Genomic DNA, 19,384 nt, shown 5'->3' with positions numbered 1-19,384 from the left:
TTCAAAGTCAGAAAGTTTATTCATATCTCTACGACCAGTCATAGATAATCCTGATAAATCCATATCAATTACATAGCTACTTGAATTAGTAATAATAGTAATGGCTTACGAAATAATACTTATCTGGCAACACTATTCCACTCTCTTTACTGGGTTCCCTATCAGGGGAATTAGCCTTAATTTCCTTAAGCCTTTTTTTTGTTAATCGTTCAAGATTAACCTCTGTAGGGTCTGGGAATCCTAAAGCAGTGAAAATAGCCTCAGCCAATCTGAATGAAGGTTTTGGGTTTCTCATACAGGAAATATAGATGAAGGGCGAAAATACTACTGCCATGATAATACAAAATAAAGACACATATTTTATATATTCGAAAATATCTTCTCTAATAAAGAAAACACCGACTAACATGTACATCACCCAAATAACTGAAGAGCCATACCAGGTCCCACGTATCTGATATTTAGCGTTTGCATGAATACCCTGTTTGCAACGCGGGGTCATGGAAATAATCCTTAATTCGGGATTAGCGATAGCATAAACCACATAATATCCCGCCTGCTCCGTCACCGCTAATTCAACGTAATCACCCACTTTTGCGGAGGTAAATCCCAGCCAACCGTGGAAAGGAATACCATTGATTTTTCCCTGCACAAAATCACAAACATCACCCAGCCTCACTTGCGTCTGTGAAGTCACCGCCGCCGCTGAACTATTTCCTACCATTGCCAGCAACAGTGCTCCAAATTGATCCCGCTCCTCCTTGCGGGCAAAGGCGGCAAGATCATATTCCCGATCGGAAAAATAGCCTCTCACACAGAGCGCCTCAAATTCTTCCAATACCCCACTGACTTTGATTAATGGCTTACGCGGCGGTAATTCCGGCGGGGGCGGCTCTTTTGCTAAAATGGCATCCAATGCCGGAATTTGAGCCTGAACCTCCGCTATTGCTTTTTCCACTTCGGCTCTATCTTCAGGGCAGCGCTGAATCCTTTCTCGCTTAACCGCTATTCGTGTATTAAGACTACTTCTCTGACTTTTTATTTCCTTAAAGTCAATAGCGTCTTTAAAAGGGCGACTGGTACTCATGACAAATCCTTCATTGCGTCAGCAAAGCCTTTACATTGTGCTTCATACAGCGTATTTCGCTGCGATTCAGGGTCAATAAATTGGGTTGATTTCAAGCTTTTTGTCGGCTCCAAACCAAACACACAATTCCGACACCATTTTTGTAACTCATTATCAGAAAAATACGTCACTAACTCTTCGACAATAAAAATAACGAGCATCGCCTCCCAACTGCACAGCCAGGCAAGATATTCCCATGCCAAAAGCCTTGCCGTCCCTTCAAGAAGTAAGTTTTTAGGCGCAAGCAATGCCCTATCAACTAATACTTTTAATAAGCCATTTAATGCTTTGGTAAATTGCATAAAATCAGCGGCGCCTTTAAGACCGTAAAGACCAATAAACTGCCAGCGCCTTTGACCATACCATTCAGAAAACGCGTCACTGATATCGACACCAAAATTTAGTGCAGAAGCAACTGTCCCAGCACTTGCCCCAATAAACTTAATGGAATCAGTCGCCGCCACATTTTTTATGCCGTGCTCAACTGCCGGGGTCACAATCTCCACCGCGGTACTCAGTGTACCTAAAAACGCCGCAGTCACCTGGGCGTGGCCTTTTGTATCCCCCTGACTCTCTTTTAACTGATTGGCAAACTCCAACCCGTTGAAAATCAAAACCAGTAATTTAATCCGCGATTGCTTTAATGCGGGTTCTCCTTCGGCACTTTGCGCGAATTCTTTAAAATCACGGTTATAGTTATTTTTAGTATCAAGGCGAGCATCCGATCCCGATGCCTTCAGCGCCTTCAACACCTGCTGCCTAAACTCATCGCCATCTTTAAGCTGTGAGACCGACAGTTCAACCGCCTGATCAAACGGCACGCCGGAAATCACCGAGAACAGCGTTTTACTCAGCATTTCATTCCGGCTGTTCAGCACTTTCCCTAAACGGGTAAAGTTAAAGAACCGGTCACCCAGCGTGACCAGTCGCCGGTCACAATGCAACATGGCACGGGCAAATGAGCTGTTGGCCTTAAGCGGTTTTTCCAGCGCTTCATTCGCCTTATCGTAAGCCTCGACCAGTTTCCCGCTCAATGACGACACAACGCCCATAAATTTTTCAATGTTTGCCGGTTTCACATCCCCCTTACTCATGGCCATCTGTTGCAAAAATCCGCTCATTTCCGCCATCACGTCCGGGTGATTCAGCAGTAATGAGCGCCAGACAATATTGCTCTCCGATAAGGTTGAATACTGGTCGATTAAGCGGTCTAAAAATGCGCTGCCGGTTTCAGTGATATTCAGTGAAGCCATCGCATAGTCCACCGCTTCCCGGTAATTGAGGTTATCCGCCAGCCGGGTTGAATAAAAATCCCGGCAACAGGTGATAAACCGACGCTCCTGGAGCCAGCTCACCCTGAGCTGGGCCAGTTGTTCCAGCTTTTTCGCCACTTCAGTACAAAAATCGGCATACTTTTGGTGAAATGCCTGTCGTTTCGCCAGATTCAGCTCTTTCGTGTATTTCTCCCAATCATGGGCAACAGCTTGCTCAAAAGCGGGCTCATTCGCTTCCACCATGATACGAGTCACATTCTCTCTGAGCTTAGCCTTCTGCTGATCAGAAAAAACCCCATACTCCTTCTGCTTAGTGACTTCAAGAGCTTTATCAATCTGCCCTTGCACATCCGCGGCTTTCATTTGACGCAATTGATTCTCCGCCCCATTGAGTGAACTGTCGGTCATAAACTCAATCGACAACTCCTTCAACCAAGTAGCGTGCTCGCCGGCGATATCATCACTCCACCCGGCCAGTTCATGAGCAATACCAATCGGATCGTGCAAAGCCAGCAATATCGGTGAGACCGGCGAACCATCCGCTGCCGCTCCCCGTCTTTGCATGGCTCTGACCGTGGCGTCCGCACTCCCGGCCCGATTTTTGCTCCACGGATAGAGGGTGCCCTGCGGGCCAACCGCGTTAGGCGTAAACGCATAGTAGGGCGCCTCTTCCATTGTCCGGCTGATACGGGCCGCTGTAGGGTTGTGAGGCAGAAGGTAGGTGGGGCAATACATATCCACCGGGTGGTAATCCATCACCGTATTCAGGGTATCTGCCGTGACCTCGCTGATCCCCTCCCCTTCCGGCACCCCTCGCCATTGCCAGGATTTCACGCACTGCATCCGCTTTTCCCGCGCGTCGGGGTGATCGTGATAATACTGTATTGTCTCCGGACTCCAGGCCGACGGCGAAAAGGCCAGCCAGGTATCCTGACGCAGCGCGACATCCCGCAGTACGATAAACTCCACATTGGTACTCTGATGCGTCGGGGCGTGACAATCCGCGGTTTTCTTACCGTGCACCGCAAAGGGTCCACAGTACTGCCTCCACAGCGCCCCGTCCTCGCTGATGCTCCAGGTCTCCCAACATTCTTGTGGAAAACCACCGCCATAAGAGTAATAGACGTATAAAAACCCCTGCCGCAGAGCACGCAGCGCATAATGGTAGCCTTTGGCCGCTGGAAACGACGTCTCGGCCCACTCCGGCAAGGTTTCATGGAGACTGTCCGGCACCACCGAATAGCGTACCGGCAACAGTGCCGGGCCGGTTGACTGACACATATCACAGGATGAAAGACTCATAACAAAATCTCCTGGTTAACTGGGGGAATAGCGGAAACATCGGGACGAACGCAGTCACAGGCCAGTGCCAGCCATTCTTCTGTGGTCAGTCTGACTGTACGCTCAATATAGCCCCGGGTATGGTCACCCTCTTCACCGGACAGCAATGACTGTATCCGGGGGTGTAGATCAATCTCCGGGTGGTATAACAAACCATGCAAGGCACACGCCTCCAGATCCACAACATTATCAAAGGCATAGCGTTCAGTGACCCGGCGCAATAAAGCCAGCATAATGTCCAACGCTTCAGACTCCGTTCGGCGTAGCTGGTTGCGATGTGTCTGACGATAGCGGCGCAGTGCCCGGTTCATCGGGCCTGACCAGGTCATTTCCTGCACGTTTTCCGGGGACAGCGCCAGCGAAAAGGTATATTGCACCACCGAAGGTGCCGTATTGTTCCGATGCAGCAACTGACCGTCGCCGTCGATCAGATACCAATCGGTCAATGGTCCCAACAAGCGTGAGCGCTGCCAGGTATCCAATAACGGCCAAAAAGCATTATTTACCGCCGGATCATAAAAACGCAGCACGATTTGCTGTACCGTTGACAAGGTTTGTACCGCCGTCATACCAAGATGTTGTGCAATCGTGGATACCGGGCTGGCACTGAACAGCCAGCCACACACCATTCGACCTCGTCCGGCAATCAACTCTGCCGGGTCGGCCTCCTGCAACGCTTGGGTAATACTCAGCGCCAGCATGTAAGCATCCTCAGGCTGGTTGATATCCAGCGGTATCAGCCAGGGAGAATGACGGGATTCGAAGCGGGGATGCTTTATCCGAGTCGCTATGGCGGCAGACTGATGATTGAGAATCGCCGCAGGAAACCTTTCTTCCTGCCGGGTATCCAGAAAAACCGCCGGATCAACCAACAATAGCCCCTGCCCCCCCTGTCGGGTAAATGCGGTATGCAAGTCAGCCAGCAACTGGGTTTTCTGCCGGATTTCAGCATCGGATGAAAAATCGTAACCCATTTGAATATCAGTTTTTGTCATGGCGTGTCCCCTTAATTCACTATTCCATTTTGCCCATCGGCCATCCGCGCTGCCGTTGACGCACAACGGTCAGGCAATGTCAGGGTTGAACGCTGACTAACCGGACCTGCTTTTTGGAAAACATCGCACTGAAACCGGGCATTCTTCGGGCCGGCAAACGAAATATGACCGTCTTTCAGCGAGATATAAGCGCCACCGCATTCCAGCCGCAGTTCCGTTTTCGCGGATATCGTCACCGTGTCTTCCTGGCTGACCAGGCGCAGAGCCTGCTGGGCCAGTAAATCCATCTCACCGGTCTGGGCCTGAATCTCCACCTTGCCGGAGGCGGCCAGCAACTTCATACCCAGGGTTCTGGCAAATAAACTCAGGGTTTCACCCACCGCCAGCCGGAATTTTTTGGTGATGCTCATATCCGCATCACGGCCAACTGTCGCTATCAGATTTTCACCGGCAGAAAGCTGCAAGCTGCCCGGTGTCACCTGAGCAATGCCTGACGGCGCTGAAAGTAACAGCGCTCGCTGTTGCAGCTCTTTGAGGGTGTGATTCATAAATGCGGTCTGGGCTTCGATATCCGCCAGTTCCGCTTTCGCCGCTTCAGCGGCGTAACGCAATCCCGCCGCAGTCTGAAGGGCCGCATCCAGCTCTGACAACGCCGCCGGCATTGCCAACACGTCTCCCTCCGCGTTGGTCTGCCCATCTGCACTGATAAACAGCCCTTTCCCGGCCCGGATCGCACCCCAGTCATCAGTACGCAGTTCAAACCCTTCACCCCGTTTATCCGGGTGTGGTTTCTGGCTGTCAACCAGATGCCCCAGATTGAGCTGGCTCTTACCGCCGTATTCGGTACTCAGTTTGATGTGCTCCCGACCGCGCTCGTCATCCATCCGCAATTTGTTATTCGCCGGGGTACGCAGCACATTGCGTTTGTAGTTGAATAAGGTGACATGATCCGGGTGTTTTGAGTCGTGCAGTGCATGGGCGATGTAGGGCCGATCCGGGTCGCCTCCTTCAAATGCGATCGCCACTTCCGTACCTATCAGCAACGGCCAGTGAAAACCGTAGGTGTCACCCGCATAAGGGCGGGCCAGACGCACCCACAGGCTTTCTCCCCCCTGTGGCCATTCCGCCCGGTCAAAGTCAAACGACACCCGGTACAACCCGTCTTTATCAATATCCCCGTACCGGTCGTTTACTACCGAGCTGCTCACCCGGGCCGGCAGGGTGCCCGCTATCCGCGGTTTGGGGATTAACACAGGTCGGAAGCACACGGTTTCAGAGTAGGGAATGGCGGTAAACGCCATTTCAAAACTGCGATCCCGGCGCGCACTGCTGCGAATAGCGGTTATCACCGCCCCTTTACGGAACGCGTCCGGCGCTTCACCCCTGACTTTCAACTCCTGACCCGGCAACAGCGTGGCGGATGTCGTCAACCCTCGCAGTTGGGTCTGTCGATTCAGGTAACGTTCATGTTGCAGCCGGGAATAGAACACCCCGCTTTCGACTGCCGGATCCAGGTCGTAACGGTTGCCTAACACCCGGTAGTTGTTATCCCGGTAATGGTACGCTTCGCCATACAGGGTCTCATCGCCCCGCGTCACATCCACTTCGGCATCCATACCGTATTGCGGCAGCGCGTCACGGTAGTCATAATCGCGGGTCACCACTTTGCCTGCCACCACCTGATGCGCGGTTTCCATGCCCCACACCGCGTCTCCCTCCCCGCCGTGCATGCCTGACGGATTCCGGGCCGGCATATAGACATTAAACTGGTAGTAACGCTGATCGTCGTAAAACTCCACCACATCGATTTTCAGCCGGTCGTCCGCCGTCAGTTTGTACCAGATCCCCACTTCCGCCAGCAGGCGTTGCACAAAACGCAAATCGTCTTCGCCGTATTGCATCACCTGATCCCGCTTCGGGCAGGGGTACGCCAGGGTGAATAAGAAATCCTGCCCGCGAAAACCGTGACGTTCACGCAGGATTTTTTCCACGATTTCCGGTACCGACATTTTCTGATAAAGGGCACATTGGCGGCTTCTCGACAGCAACGCCAGCCGGGGCTCCAGGGTCACGGCGTAATGGCTTTCATCCCGCGAGGTGGACAGCAGTTTAAATTCGCTGATCACCCCGTAGATTGTGCGCAACGGCGCCGGCGGTATCACCGGCATGCCCCGCATCCCCGGATTGAACGCGGGTGACGTCAGGGTAAACGCCGCGTCCCGCATCAGCATCTGCGCCGGTTTGATCTCTTTCACCGGGCTGGTGAATTCAATCGCGTAACGAAAAGGCTGGCTTAAGCCTTCCTGCCCGCTAAACGCCACCACATCCAGCGGCGCGGTATTTTTCCAGACTTTCAGTTTGTAACGGCTGTGATCAAAAATGATCGCCGGGGTGGTGTTGTTCATGACGGGCTCTCGGTTTCAGTGAATGTCAGGGTGATCTCACCGGTTTCATCGGCGCCCAATATCACCCCGGCCGGTTTAGGGTGATGGGCCAGACGTTCCAGCAGCGCCTGTGATAACACCGGCAAAATTTGCTGGTTGAGCAGGCTGTCGATATTGCGGGCGCCGCTGTCCGGCAGCAGACAGGCGCTGACCAGCGTGTCACCGAGGGCGCTTTCCACCTGACAGGTCAGGCCATAATGGGTATTGAGTCGCCGGGTCACCTGCCCCAGTTTGATGTCGACAATACGTTTGAGCGCCTCAGGCGGTAACGGGCGGTAAATCACCGTCTGAAAGCGCGCCAGCAGGGCGGGCTGGAAGTGATCCCGCAGCACAGGATGCAACAGTTCATGCAACGCGGCATTCGATGCGTCAGGCTGTTGCGCCAATAGCGCCATCAGGTGATCACTGCCCAGATTCGACGTCATTACCATCACGGTATGGCGAAAATCGATCTCCCGCCCTTCACCATCACGCATAAAACCGCGATCAAATACCTGATAGAACAGATTCAGCACGTCACGATGGGCTTTTTCCACTTCATCCAGCAGCACCACGCTGTAAGGTCGTTGACGGACCGCTTCTGTCAGTATCCCGCCCTGACCGTATCCCACATAACCCGGTGGGGAACCTTTCAACTGGGAAACCGTGTGCGGCTCCTGATATTCCGACAGGTTGATCGTGATCAGTGAACGCGCCCCGCCAAACAGGCTATCCGCTAATGCCAGCGCCGTTTCAGTTTTCCCTACCCCACTCGGCCCAACCAGCAGGAAAACCCCCAGTGGACCGTGCTCCGGCGTCAGACCCGTTTTAGCGGCCCGTAAACGTTGAGCAATGTCCCACAGCGCCGCCGCCTGACCTATCACCCGTTCGCCCAAATGCTGTTCCAAACGGAGCAGGCCGGTTTGTTCGTCTTTTAATACGCTGCTTAACGGAATGCCCGTCCAGTCGGCCACCACGGTGGCGACCATGCGAACATCAACATGCAGTGAGAGCAGCGGTTCAGCTCCTTGTAACGCCGCCAGCGCCGCCAAATCCGCCTTCAGTTCCGGTGTTTGAGGTGAATGTTGACGCTGCGCGAGAATGCGCTCAGCCAGCGCCTTTTCCTGTTGATATTGTTCAGTAAGTTGAGCCGCCTGATCCGCCACCACGGCCCACCGGGACGCGATGGCGTCCAGACGGGTAACCTCTTCACCTGACAACACATTTTGATCGGCTTCAATCGCCTGCCGTTCCATCGCCAGCGAATCACGCTCGGTTTTTAACTGTGTCAGCGATGCCGGTGAAGTCTCTAAGCTCATGCGCACCCGGGCACTGGCGGTGTCCAGCAGATCCACCGCTTTATCCGGGAGCTGACGCCCAGCCAGGTAACGACGGGAAAGTGTCACTGCCGCCTGTACCGCACTATCAAGAATATGGACGCCGTGGTGGCGGGCATAACGCGCTTTCAGCCCGCGCAACATCAGGCAAGCGGTTTCATCATCCGGCTCATCAACGTTAATCCGCTGGAAACGGCGCTCCAGCGCGGCATCCTGTTCAAAATAGCGTTTGTACTCCGACCAGGTGGTCGCCGCGATAGTCCGCAATTCCCCCCGCGCCAACGCGGGTTTCAGTAAGTTAGCGGCGTCTGCGCCGCCCGCCTGATTACCGGCGCCAATCAAGGTGTGGGCTTCATCAATAAACAGTAAGATGGGGGTGGACGATTGCCGGACAGCTTCAATCACGTTTTTCAGCCGCTGCTCAAATTCGCCTTTCACCCCTGCGCCCGCCTGCAACAGGCCCAGATCCAGCGCCCGCACACTGACCGTTTTCAGGCTGGTCGGGACATCGCCCTCAGCAATCCGCAGCGCCAGTCCTTCCACTAATGCGGTTTTCCCCACGCCCGGCTCTCCCACCAGGATTGGGTTGTTTTTACGCCGGCGCGATAAAATGTCGATCATCTGGCGAATTTCATTATCACGGCCAAAGACCGGATCAATGCCGCCTTCAGCGGCGCAGGCAGTGATATCCCGCGTGAATTTATCCAACACGTTTTGCAAAGCCGGGGATAATGCGTGAGGATTGAGCGCGGAGTTATCTGCGCCGGTCTCCGCCAGGTCAACAGCCGATCCTGCCTCAGTCAAACGCGCCGTAACCTGTTTTTCCGGGCACTCGTCTGAGTGGCGATCCAACAGCGGGCGCAAGCGTTGCAGTTGCGTCACACTCAAACAGGGTAACGGCCACGCATCACTCGCCCACTCCCCGGCGAGCTGACCGCTCAGACCCTGTAAAAGGTGCACGGAACGAATCGATTCATTGCCCGCTTCCTGCGTCGCCACCGCCCCGGCTATCTGTAATAGCTCACACAGAGGGGCCGATAATCGGGGACGTCGATGAATACGGCGGGGCAGGCCATTAATTCGCGTCAACAGCAACTGCCACAACGCATTCATATCCCACGCATAATGTCGGGCAATCACCGTGATATCACCTTCACCGCCTTCAAGCAGTTTGAGTAACCAGTGTTCTACGGTGATCTCCGCATGAGCCCGTGTCTGGCATAAAGTGGCCGCGGCCGCCAGTGCTTGAGCACAATAGGGATTTAACCGGCGCAGTAAAATAGCTGACGGATTTTCCATGACAGTTTTCTCCATCCTGTTCCTCGGTTGCTTCGGGTACGCTACCGCCCATAGCCGTATACCGAGGCCCATCAGGTCAGGATGCTTCATTATTTCGGGTGTTTTGGTCCCCGGCGGGGCCCACGGCCCCACCGGCTTCTAAACGATAAAAAATAAAAAAACGCGGACGTTACGCCGTCGAACGTTCACTCCAGGCATCGGAGTGAATGACGTTGCCGTCTTTGTAAGTCCAGGTGATTTTTTCGTAGCGGAACTCAACATGTTCCAGATGGTTGTGCTTCTCTTTGGCCGGATCTTTGATGTCATGCATCAGCGGCGCCACTTTCACCACCTTCACGTTTTCCAGCTGGGTGTTGAAGTACTCTTTTTCCTGCCCTGCGTCGTCAATTTTGTACCACTTGATCTCGGCAGATTTCAGGGTTTGACCCGAAGTGACCGCTTTATACAAATACGGGGTCGCGGCATCAACCTCTTTGGTGAACACCAGTGGGGCATGCACGCGGGTCCCGGTCAGCTTGCCGGTATTGTTGTCGGTCGGGATATGCAATGCATGTTCCAACGCCACAATTTCGATACTGCCTTCCCGGTCCTGAACATCCACAGACCCTTTGATGTCGGCACCGCCGTCATCTTTCAACCACAAATAAGCGGGGATCGCCATAAGTTTACTCCTGTTGTTGTGTCAATGATGTCGCCAGTCTCGGCGACGTTGTTGCTGAAACGCCCGGCACCGTTGGCGGTCGCGGACAGGCGACCGCGTTCGGTATCAGACGGATTTCAACTCTGCGGTTAGCGGCACGCCCTGCCGCGGTGGTATTTGTCGCGATCGGTCGCGTCGCCCCGTCGCCTTGTACGACGAAGCAGGCAGGCGACAACGCGCCGGTCTGTAATAGCCAGTCACGGACGGCTTCGGCCCGTGCCAGTGACAGCGCCTGGTTTTTCGCGGCATTGCCAGTGGCATCGGTATGGCCGGTGATGAAAATCATCCGGCCCGGTTTGGCGCGGATATTGATCAACGCATTGATTAATTCTGGGGTCGAACCCGGTTTCAGGGTCGCCTGTCCCACATCAAACAGGGCCAGGCTATTCAGGCTGATTGTCTGGGGTACCCGGGGCGCCACCGGCGTTTTCTCCCGATGCTCAGGGTGATAACGGGCAATCGCCGCCTGTAACGGCAGACGTAATCGCGCCCCCTGATACAGCCCCAATCCCAGACGCCACGGCACCCCGTTACGGTCATACTCTTCAAGACGACCGGCATCGTCCCGCAATACTGCCACCGCCTGCGCTCTGCCGCGCGCATCCGTCATGGCGACAGCGTGATAGTGCTGCCAGTCATCGTCCACCTGACGCAACTCTTGCCGGTTATACCAGGCCGAACAGCCCAGCGCGGTCATTCCCGCCAGCAGAAACAGCCCTAACGCCCGCCTCAGAGCCCGCAGCCCAGCGGGCTGCCATGATCTCACGGGTAACAGAGGCCATACCGGGTCCGGGAAGGGTAATACCGGCCTCCTGGTATCCGGTGAGCTGACCGGGTCACCGGCGCTGTTGAGCGCCGTTTGGGTTTGCAACCACTGTTGCCAGAGATGACCGGTTAACCGCTGCGGTAATGCCGGCACAAAGGTCAGCGCCATCGCCTGAGGCGGACACGGCGGCAGGGCGTATTCGGGGGTCAGGCAAGCGGGTAATACGCCTGCCTGCATCCAGCCGGCCCAGCTGGTCAGCTCAACCCCACACTGAAAACGGGCGGCCTGTTCCGCCACGCTGCCCTCGCCCAACCAGTCCGCCAGCGGTTGCGCCGAGACGCCCTGGCGCCAGACCGTGACGGTGTTTTGACCCGCCTGCCACGCAAACCACGGTGAATCAGGACGTTGGGGCACCCCGGCTAAGTAACCGATCAGCACGAAAGGTAACGGAATACCCTGGCGGCGACGGACCTGAGAAAGCTGCCAGCGCAGTTCCCGTACCCAACCCGCCAGGGCCCTCTCATCCCGGGACTGTTGCGGGGTGATGACGGCCATCACGCTCAATTGGCCGCCCCAGGCAGGCCGGGCAGCCAGCAGGCTTGCCACGCTATCAGACAACGCGATCCCTGACGGTAAACATAACCAGCCGCCCTGCGGCGTCTGACGCCACGGTGCATCACCAAACAGGCTGTCCTGGACGTGACTGCACACCAGCACCACCGGGCGACGATCGCGGTCCGGGGGCAGCATTGCCGACAGGCGGTCAGGGTGTTGCCGTCGCCGGGATCGCGCGGGATAAAACAGGCCGACCAGCGTGAAGAGCAGGATAATAGCGCCACTCACCCATCGGCCTCCCGGCGATAAGGGGAGCCAGACCAGACAGAGCAGCAGCCCTAACCCGGCAGCCCATCCCCATAGCGCCCGTCGCCACATCACACTCATTGCGCCCACCCCGGCAGCAGCGTGATCAGATACTGCCTCAACCCCCACCAGACACCGGTCAGCACGATTATCGTCGTGATCAGCGGACCGCCAATGGCACGTAGCCCGGCAAAAGACGGTAAGATTCTGACCCGCGCAGGCGAGGGCTGAAAACTGTCGAACGGTAAGATGTGCTGACTTAAGCGGGTGATCAGTTGTTCACGTATCAATGACGTGTCCTCCCGGTCATCCCCCTGGAACCCCAGCAGCAACACCCGGTGAAAACAGGTCAGGACCGCCTGATCGGGCACCGGTTCATCCAGAACCGTACGTATCCGCTCATATAACCGGTTGCCCGCTTCAGCGGTGCCAAAGAAATGGGCCTGCAACGAGGTGGCGCGCCAGGCTGCATAGCCCTCGTCCGGTGCCCGTGTCAGTACGGTTTCATCCAACAGCGCACACAACGCATAACGGATGTGTCCCCGTGCGGCGTCACTGACGCCGGCAGCAGACAGCGCCCCCTGCGCCTGTTCTATCTCGTCGATACAGTGTTGCCATACCGTGCTCCCCTGATCCACTGGCACGCCCTGGCGCAGTTTGGTGACCAGTAAGTAGCTGTTTTGCAACAGGGCATCAATATCCGGTGACAATTTTTTAGTGAATAAGTGTGATGGATTCATGTTCTCAAGACCGCAAACAGTTCAAGCTGAATATCGCCCAGGACATCGGACACATAGAAAGCACAGGTTCCCGCCGCCAGCATGGCTTTCGCCGCCGGATGGGACAGGTCAAGGGCAAAATACTGGTTCTCCAGCCGCAATGGGACCGCCGCCGGGACATGATTCATCGGCACCAGCGGGATCCCGGTCAGCGCCCGGTTAATCATCTGGTTAACCTCATCCGGTGCCCCGGCTTTACACAACAGCGGAAACCGGGTCTGCAACTGGTGTGCGGGAACGGCGGAACGGACAGAAAGATAAAAATCCGCCGCGTCACGCAGGCGGGTATCGTGGAGCGTCCCGGTCCATTGCTGTGCCGATTTTGTCAGCTCAATGGCGACCATCCGCGACGGCAGGCTGATTTCCAGTAACTGACTCAGCAGGTCAAACAGCGGCGGCAACACCGCCGTCAGGTTATCGTGCTGATAACGCGGGATCCCCCCGGCGTCATGATCGAGCGAAAATGTCAGCAGACTGCCCGCCAGCTTGACCGCTTCACGGTAAAACAACGCCGGGTGCCCCTCCCCGTGCGCCCGAAAATCACGCAGTACCGGTTCATAGCTGTTCAGCGCATTGAGCAGCCAAAACAATGAGACGTCCGCCACAGCAAAATCCGCCATCCGCTCGTTACTCTCACGGCGCATGCCCATCAACCGGGCCTGTTTAGCCCGCAACTGCGTCAGCAATCGATCGAGCCGGTCCATCAGCCCGGCATTCGCCCTCAGCCGCAGTAACGGCGGCACAAACTGTTGGTCAAAGGCCCAGTTGCCCTGGGCGTCACGTAACAAACGGGCAACGGGACAGGTGAGATACTGGCCGTTTTCCATCCCGTCAACGCGCAGCGACACGGCATAACGGGCCACCGCCATCGATTCATGGCGGTCACTGAATTCATCCTGTACCGGCACCCACTCCTGCCGGTAACGCACCGGACGATCAGCCTGTTCATCGGGTTTAAGGCAATTCCCCCCGTTCGCGTAAGTGTGCGGCAACGCCAGTAAGACGGTGGCCTGTTGCGTCTCTGGCGACAACACTGTCGCCAGCTCCAGCACCGGGGGTAAGCGATCCGCCTGATCGGTGTCAATCAGCGATCCATCAGCAAAACGCACACACAGGTGATGGGCTTTTAGGTGCCCCAGCGCCAGGGTGTCTGTATCAAACACGGCGGTCAGCACCCCCCAGGGAGGCAGCCCCCCCAGTCGGGCAACACATTCACGGGCATACGCCTCCCAGCGGGCCTGTTGCTGAAACTGTTGGGGCGACAGGATAGTGCCCGTCACCCATAACGGACGCTCAATTTTCATGGTGTCACCCCCTGGCTTTCGGCATCTGAGAAACCAGAGACAGATTGACGTCCAGTCCTTCCACCTGAAAATGGGGCACGGCGTACAACCGGACCCGGAAGAAACCGGGGTTGTCGTCAATATCTTCAACCATGACGCGCGCTTCGCGCAGCGGGTGAGATGCCTGCACAGCGTCTGACGGATCGGTCATCTCCGTGACCAGCGTGTTGATCCAGTTGTTCAATTCAATTTCGAGCAGACGCCTGTCCTTGGTGGTGCCGATGTTCTCCCGCTGGATTAACTTCAAATAGTGAGAAATCCGTGACAGCAGAAAGATATAGGGCAGACGCGCATTGATACGGCTGTTGGCGGTGGCTTCATTGGTGTCGTACAACGCCGGTTTTTGCGCCGAGTTGGCCGAAAAGAAGCAGGCGTAATCGCGGTTTTTGTAGTACGAGAGCGGCATAAACCCCAGATTGGCGAATTCAAACTCGCGGGTTTCCGGGATCATCACTTCTGACGGAATTTTGACCTGATTGCCGGTCCCCAGATCGTAGAGATGGATCGGTAAATCCGTGACCGCGCCCCCCGCTTTCGGCCCGCGGATCTGCACACACCAGCCATTGCTGATAAAGCTCCTGACCAGGTTGGCGGCAAACGCAAACGCGGCGTTGGTCCACAAATATTTATTGTGATCCGGCCCGGTGACCTCTTCGACATAGTTAAAGGCGCGTACCGGCACGGTATCCGGGCCATAGGGCAAACGCCCGAGTACACGGGGCATCGTCAGGCCAATATAACGGGCATCGTCGCTGTCGCGGAACGCCTGCCACTTGATGTATTCCGCACGGTCAAAGTAGCTGGCGATGTCTTTAATCGCTGCCACTTCTTCCATGGTTTTTTTACCAAAAAAGGCGGGCCCGACCGCGCTAATGAAGGGCATGTGCGCCGCAGCTGATACTTTGGCGATATGACGCAACAGGGCAATATCCTGTGCGCCAGCATCAAATTCGTAATTGGCAATCACCGAGCCGATCGGCTCACCGCCCGGCGTATCGTATTCCTGAATGTAAGTGTGGAGATAGAAGCCGCTTTGCACAATTTCCGGCGCATCGTCAAAATCCTGCCGTAAGTCGTCTTTGGTCACATCCAATAGGTCAATGCTGACGTTTTGACGAAAATCCGTCCGGTCAACCAAAAATTTCAGACCCCGCCAGGCGGATTCAACTTGCTGGAAAGCCGGATGATGCATCACCACATCCAACTGACGGCTGATTTGCTGGTCCAGCTCGCTGAGATGGTTATCCAGCAAGGCCTTATCCAGCCGCTCGACTTTTCGTGCTGAGGCTTTCAACAGCGTGAGAAAAACGCTGACCGCCGCGGTCACCCGTTCATCCGCCGTGACATCCGCCAGCGCATCACTGCACTGAAAGCGGTCGATATCACTCAGTCGTTCGACCGGCTGTAAATGGATTTTTTCACACAAGGATTGATAAACACTGCCTTCGGCGTAGGGTGTGCCTGCCGCAGCAGAAGCGGTTTGTTCTTGTACCGTCATCACTTCTCTCCTGACTACAATACGGTCATCATCAAATGGCTGTCGGCACCAGCGCCGCCAGTTCAGCCCGCAATTGATCGTTCAACGTGTCATCCTGGAGAATGTGCTCCAGCTCCCGGCGAAAGGTGGCGTTGTCAAGCAGGTTGGATCTCAGATCGCGCAATAAATTACGCATAGAAAGTAACGCCCGCAGTGAGGGAATTTGGCGGGCCACGTGTTCAGGATCGAAATCCTTTATTTGCTGGAACGTGAGGGCGATATTTTCTTCGCCGCCATGTTCAGCCAGGGTATTTTGCACCGTCAGGTTAAGCGCAGGGCTGAATTCCGCCATCACGCTGTCAAAATTGTTTTTGTTAATAGAGATTTTTTCTCTTTCCGAGAGGGGACGATTATCCCGGCCATAACTGTAATCGCCCATCACCAATAATTTCAGCGGCAGTTCAACCTTTTTCCGCGCACCACCGGTATGCAAATCCAATTTAATATTCACCCGGGCTTTGGGGATTTCATTTTGAAAACTCTGGGCCATCACCGGCTCCTCAGCAATAAAAAAAGAACGCCAGGCATGAGGATCATGCCCAATAAATTTCAGGAACAAAAAACGGATTCAGATATTTCAGAGCAGGCCGTTAACCGGGCAGTAAATAAGAGAACACCGACAAGATCCGCCGCCATAAATAAACGTTTTTACCGGGCAGATCATTTCCTAACCAGGCCGATTTTGTAAACTGATTTATCTAAAAGCAAGATATTTTTTATCGAATAGCACTTTTTGTTCAAGACTATTGAGCGATAAAACCTGACATACGAGGGTAAAAACAGATAATATATAAATCAAACCTAAACGATTTCCAGATTTTTTCACAATAAAGTGGTGTTTGTTTTTATAAAATGATAGCGACTTGTTTATTTTGTTATCATTAAGACCATTCAGCACAATCAAACTCAGTGATATTTTTTAACTTTATATTATTTTTCAATTCACTAAATCATCAATAAACCGTGCCTGATTGGAGGGGTAAAAAAGAGAATGGTTATCAGTCAGATTATGCGAATGAGAATACATTCAATTAAGCCGCGTCATATTCATGATATTGCCGGGTAACCCGCGGGTTAATTATAGACTTTGCAGGATAATGCGGATGGAAATGAGGAAGTCCTATCCTATGCGATAATCAGGGATATTTTTTTGGCTCTTTTTGATGGCATGAAAGTTATTGAAGAGGTTGTTTCTGAAATAGGGAGCCGAAGTACGGGAAAATGCGATTATTGATAATGGAGACGATGATTTGTTTTCGGATTTCCGTTTTATATTTATGTCCCGGAGACGCCGGTCCATTTAAGTCAACGATAGATGTTATAAAACACCGCTGAACGCCGATACCAGATACTTGGCTGGACAGCACATTACCTGATTGGGCTCATTTTTACGTGGTTGTTTATTGTCAAAGCTGGATAGACTCACCGACCCTTTTGGGCGCGATTTCAACCGTTGCCCTCTTCTTTATTATGCAACCCTGTTTCGGTTTCGGATTTGCGGCTTCGAAGACGCCTAAACCTCATGTCACAGGACTACGTAGCCTTGTCGCACATGTCTCTTTTGGTATCGGTTTGTATCTGTCAGCCTTTACTTTTAACTAAGGTACAGCCCGACTAATTACCCTATTTGTCCAAAATGTGCTACCGGCAGCCAATTTATAGCACAGCATGTGTAAATGAAAATCGGCAAAAATATTTATTGTTGGGTAGCAATTGAACAGACTTAACTGACTAATATTCCCTCATACTCCCAAAAAGCTGTGCTAAAAAACTGTAATTGCTTAATGCGTTTTTCTGTCTGCACAGTGGCAGGCGCTGCCATGAGGGCACTTATTTCTCGTGAAATCGCTTCCTGAGTCAAAAGATGATAATGAGAACGCGCGGCCTCAATCACTGTTCTGTCACCAGCCAGACACGAAATCCCGGATTGGCTGCGGCGCAAAACAGATAAGGTCAGTACCTCCCCGTCATGGAGTTACACCTGATTAAGCCATTCAAATACACCAACAACCCCTAGTAAATCACATTCTCACCTATGACTACTTATAACCCAATTTCGGGTATTTCTCATCATAATCAGAAATATATCGTTTCACAAAAGGAAGAAATGCTATCAACTCATCGTCAACCGGTAACTCAACCTCAGCCAGAAGAACTTCAAGACTCAATGCCAACATACCATTCTGCCGAATTACGTTTATAATCCGCATAACAACATCCGAATCTTTATTTCCTCCTTCAAAGATTCGCCTATTAACAGCTGTGGTTTGAAGATATGCTGGCCCACAAATTTTCTCTGTACTAGTACAGAAGGGTTTTGTGCAACCGAAACAATTTCAATCTACCTTGTAGTAATGTATAATTACAGTAATTATCGTAATTACTGTAAATAAAAAGGAACGTTATTATGGCTAGAAAATTGGTTGAGTACGACGATGTGGCCGCAGCGGCACAAAGACTCAAAGACGCGGGTAAACGTCCAACTGTCATCGCAGTCAGAGATCTCATTGGCAAGGGAAGCTACACCACCATATCAACATATCTAAAACAATGGTCAGAGGAACATTCTCTCGATGATGAACCGGTAGAAGTCGTTCTGCCTGAATCGGTTATGAGTGATGCTCAGCTCTTTATCCAGAAAATCTACACGGTAGCCAAAGCCAGCGCTGATGAGCAGCTTGAGCGCGAGCGAGAGCTCCTGCGTCAGAAAGAGCTTGAGTTCCAGGAAGACATGCAGCAAGCCGTGGATATGGCTAATGATGCCACCGAAAGAGCTGAGCTTTTTGAAGAGCAGCTTGAGACTCTCACCAACAAAAAAGCTGAGAGCGATGCAGCCCTAACTAAAACCGAGAACTCGTTATCTCTCAAATCTGCGGAGTTAGAACGCTCTCTAACTGACATCGAGAAGCTAGAAAAGCGGATCATGGATTTGGAAGGAAAGCTGGAGGCGAAAGCCGCCGATCTTACCCGAGCCCAGGACCACTTGGAGCAAGCTGAAAGCGAAAATCGCTCTTTGAGCCAAAAATTGGCAACTACAGAGGGTGAGTTAGCGGTCCAAAAGGGCAAAAGTATAGAGCAGACAGAAAAGCTCCGGGCCGCTCACGAGCAGAATAAAGTGTTAAAAGAGCAGCTCGAAAATACACAGGCCAAATTGGCCCAATCACAGGACTTCCTTGCCACAGCCAAAGCTCATGGCGAATCCTTAGAACGAGAGTGCCAGCGCCTATCTGGTGATATCCAAAAGCTGGAAGCCAAACTCTCCAGCGCCAAAGCGGAAGCTCGCTCTCTTGTTCAAGATAAAGGCGTGATGGCTGGTCAGTTACAGGAAAAAGACCAGCAGGCCAAGAAACTTGAACAGAAACTCAATGAGGCACTGACCAAAATTTCAGGGTTAGAGCTAGAACTCGTTAAAGCTGGCAAGGGAGGGAAAAAGAAAGAGGAAAACTGATGGCGCGAAAGGCTAAATATTCAGAAGAGTGGCGAAGCAGAGCGGCGGCTCTTCAAGCCAAGATCGAGGAGGCTATGGCATTAGCCTCCGCGTCTATTGGCGACTATGGCTGGTTACACCTTGTGAAGTATCCCTCCCCCGAGAAGAAAAGCGGG

At 53.3% G+C, this 19,384-nt stretch carries 15 protein-coding genes; 3 read left to right on the top strand and 12 right to left on the bottom strand.

Features of this window, described 5'->3' with window-relative positions:
* Nucleotides 1-85: 85 nt before the first annotated feature.
* The 7 genes from ACUN2T_RS13130 to ACUN2T_RS13100 all read right to left on the bottom strand — a co-directional run bounded on the left by ACUN2T_RS13130 (nt 86) and on the right by ACUN2T_RS13100 (nt 11,558).
* A complete protein-coding gene (locus ACUN2T_RS13130) occupies nt 86-1,087 on the bottom strand; it encodes a putative type VI secretion system effector (RefSeq protein WP_445493468.1) in 1,002 nt (333 codons plus the stop codon).
* Nucleotides 1,084-3,702: a T6SS effector BTH_I2691 family protein gene (locus ACUN2T_RS13125; RefSeq protein WP_445493467.1), complete on the bottom strand. Its 2,619-nt coding sequence runs from the start codon at nt 3,700-3,702 to the stop codon at nt 1,084-1,086. The genes ACUN2T_RS13130 and ACUN2T_RS13125 overlap by 4 nt, the downstream gene beginning before the upstream one ends.
* A complete protein-coding gene (locus tag ACUN2T_RS13120; protein ID WP_445493466.1) occupies nt 3,699-4,736 on the bottom strand; it encodes a DUF4123 domain-containing protein in 1,038 nt (345 codons plus the stop codon). Before ACUN2T_RS13120 ends, ACUN2T_RS13125 begins: the two co-directional genes overlap by 4 nt.
* Nucleotides 4,737-4,747: 11 nt before the next feature.
* On the bottom strand, nt 4,748-7,141 hold the full coding sequence (locus tag ACUN2T_RS13115) for a type VI secretion system Vgr family protein (protein WP_445493465.1): 2,394 nt from the start codon (nt 7,139-7,141) through the stop codon (nt 4,748-4,750).
* Nucleotides 7,138-9,795, bottom strand: coding sequence for a type VI secretion system ATPase TssH (tssH, locus tag ACUN2T_RS13110; protein WP_445493464.1), 2,658 nt, complete (start codon nt 9,793-9,795; stop codon nt 7,138-7,140). The genes ACUN2T_RS13115 and tssH overlap by 4 nt, the downstream gene beginning before the upstream one ends.
* A gap of 169 nt (nt 9,796-9,964) precedes the next feature.
* Entirely contained in the window at nt 9,965-10,456 is a 492-nt protein-coding gene (locus ACUN2T_RS13105) for an Hcp family type VI secretion system effector (protein WP_445493463.1), read from the bottom strand.
* 4 nt (nt 10,457-10,460) lie between these two features.
* Nucleotides 10,461-11,558, bottom strand: coding sequence for an OmpA family protein (locus ACUN2T_RS13100; RefSeq protein WP_445493462.1), 1,098 nt, complete (start codon nt 11,556-11,558; stop codon nt 10,461-10,463).
* A gap of 302 nt (nt 11,559-11,860) precedes the next feature.
* On the opposite strand from ACUN2T_RS13100, the gene ACUN2T_RS13095 reads away from it, so the two are divergent.
* Complete coding sequence (locus tag ACUN2T_RS13095) at nt 11,861-12,079, top strand: hypothetical protein (protein WP_445493461.1); 219 nt, start codon at nt 11,861-11,863, stop codon at nt 12,077-12,079.
* A gap of 120 nt (nt 12,080-12,199) precedes the next feature.
* Here the strand turns inward: ACUN2T_RS13095 and tssL are convergent, their stop codons facing one another.
* Genes tssL through tssB form a run of 4 tightly spaced genes read right to left on the bottom strand, consistent with a single transcriptional unit; the run spans nt 12,200 to nt 16,271 of the window.
* Complete coding sequence (gene tssL, locus ACUN2T_RS13090) at nt 12,200-12,862, bottom strand: type VI secretion system protein TssL, short form (RefSeq protein WP_445493460.1); 663 nt, start codon at nt 12,860-12,862, stop codon at nt 12,200-12,202.
* Entirely contained in the window at nt 12,859-14,205 is a 1,347-nt protein-coding gene (gene tssK / locus ACUN2T_RS13085) for a type VI secretion system baseplate subunit TssK (RefSeq protein WP_445493459.1), read from the bottom strand. The genes tssL and tssK overlap by 4 nt, the downstream gene beginning before the upstream one ends.
* A 4-nt stretch (nt 14,206-14,209) precedes the next feature.
* Nucleotides 14,210-15,742, bottom strand: a complete 1,533-nt coding sequence (tssC, locus tag ACUN2T_RS13080; RefSeq protein ID WP_445493458.1) for a type VI secretion system contractile sheath large subunit — start codon at nt 15,740-15,742, stop codon at nt 14,210-14,212.
* A 31-nt stretch (nt 15,743-15,773) separates the two neighbouring features.
* Nucleotides 15,774-16,271: a type VI secretion system contractile sheath small subunit gene (tssB, locus tag ACUN2T_RS13075; protein ID WP_445493457.1), complete on the bottom strand. Its 498-nt coding sequence runs from the start codon at nt 16,269-16,271 to the stop codon at nt 15,774-15,776.
* Nucleotides 16,272-17,173: 902 nt separating this feature from the next.
* Between tssB and ACUN2T_RS13070 the strand changes: the two genes are divergently transcribed.
* Nucleotides 17,174-17,383, top strand: coding sequence for a DUF2938 family protein (locus ACUN2T_RS13070; RefSeq protein ID WP_445493456.1), 210 nt, complete (start codon nt 17,174-17,176; stop codon nt 17,381-17,383).
* Between the two features lie 437 nt (nt 17,384-17,820).
* Here ACUN2T_RS13070 and ACUN2T_RS13065 read toward each other — a convergent pair whose 3' ends face one another.
* Complete coding sequence (locus tag ACUN2T_RS13065; protein WP_445493455.1) at nt 17,821-17,991, bottom strand: hypothetical protein; 171 nt, start codon at nt 17,989-17,991, stop codon at nt 17,821-17,823.
* Nucleotides 17,992-18,188: 197 nt separating this feature from the next.
* Between ACUN2T_RS13065 and ACUN2T_RS13060 the strand changes: the two genes are divergently transcribed.
* Nucleotides 18,189-19,229, top strand: a complete 1,041-nt coding sequence (locus ACUN2T_RS13060; RefSeq protein ID WP_445493454.1) for a DNA-binding protein — start codon at nt 18,189-18,191, stop codon at nt 19,227-19,229.
* Nucleotides 19,230-19,384: the final 155 nt, after the last annotated feature.

Source organism: Photorhabdus machadonis (genome assembly GCF_052657765.1).
The sequence above is the reverse complement of the archived record's forward strand: the minus strand, read 5'-3'. Positions and strand labels throughout refer to the sequence as shown.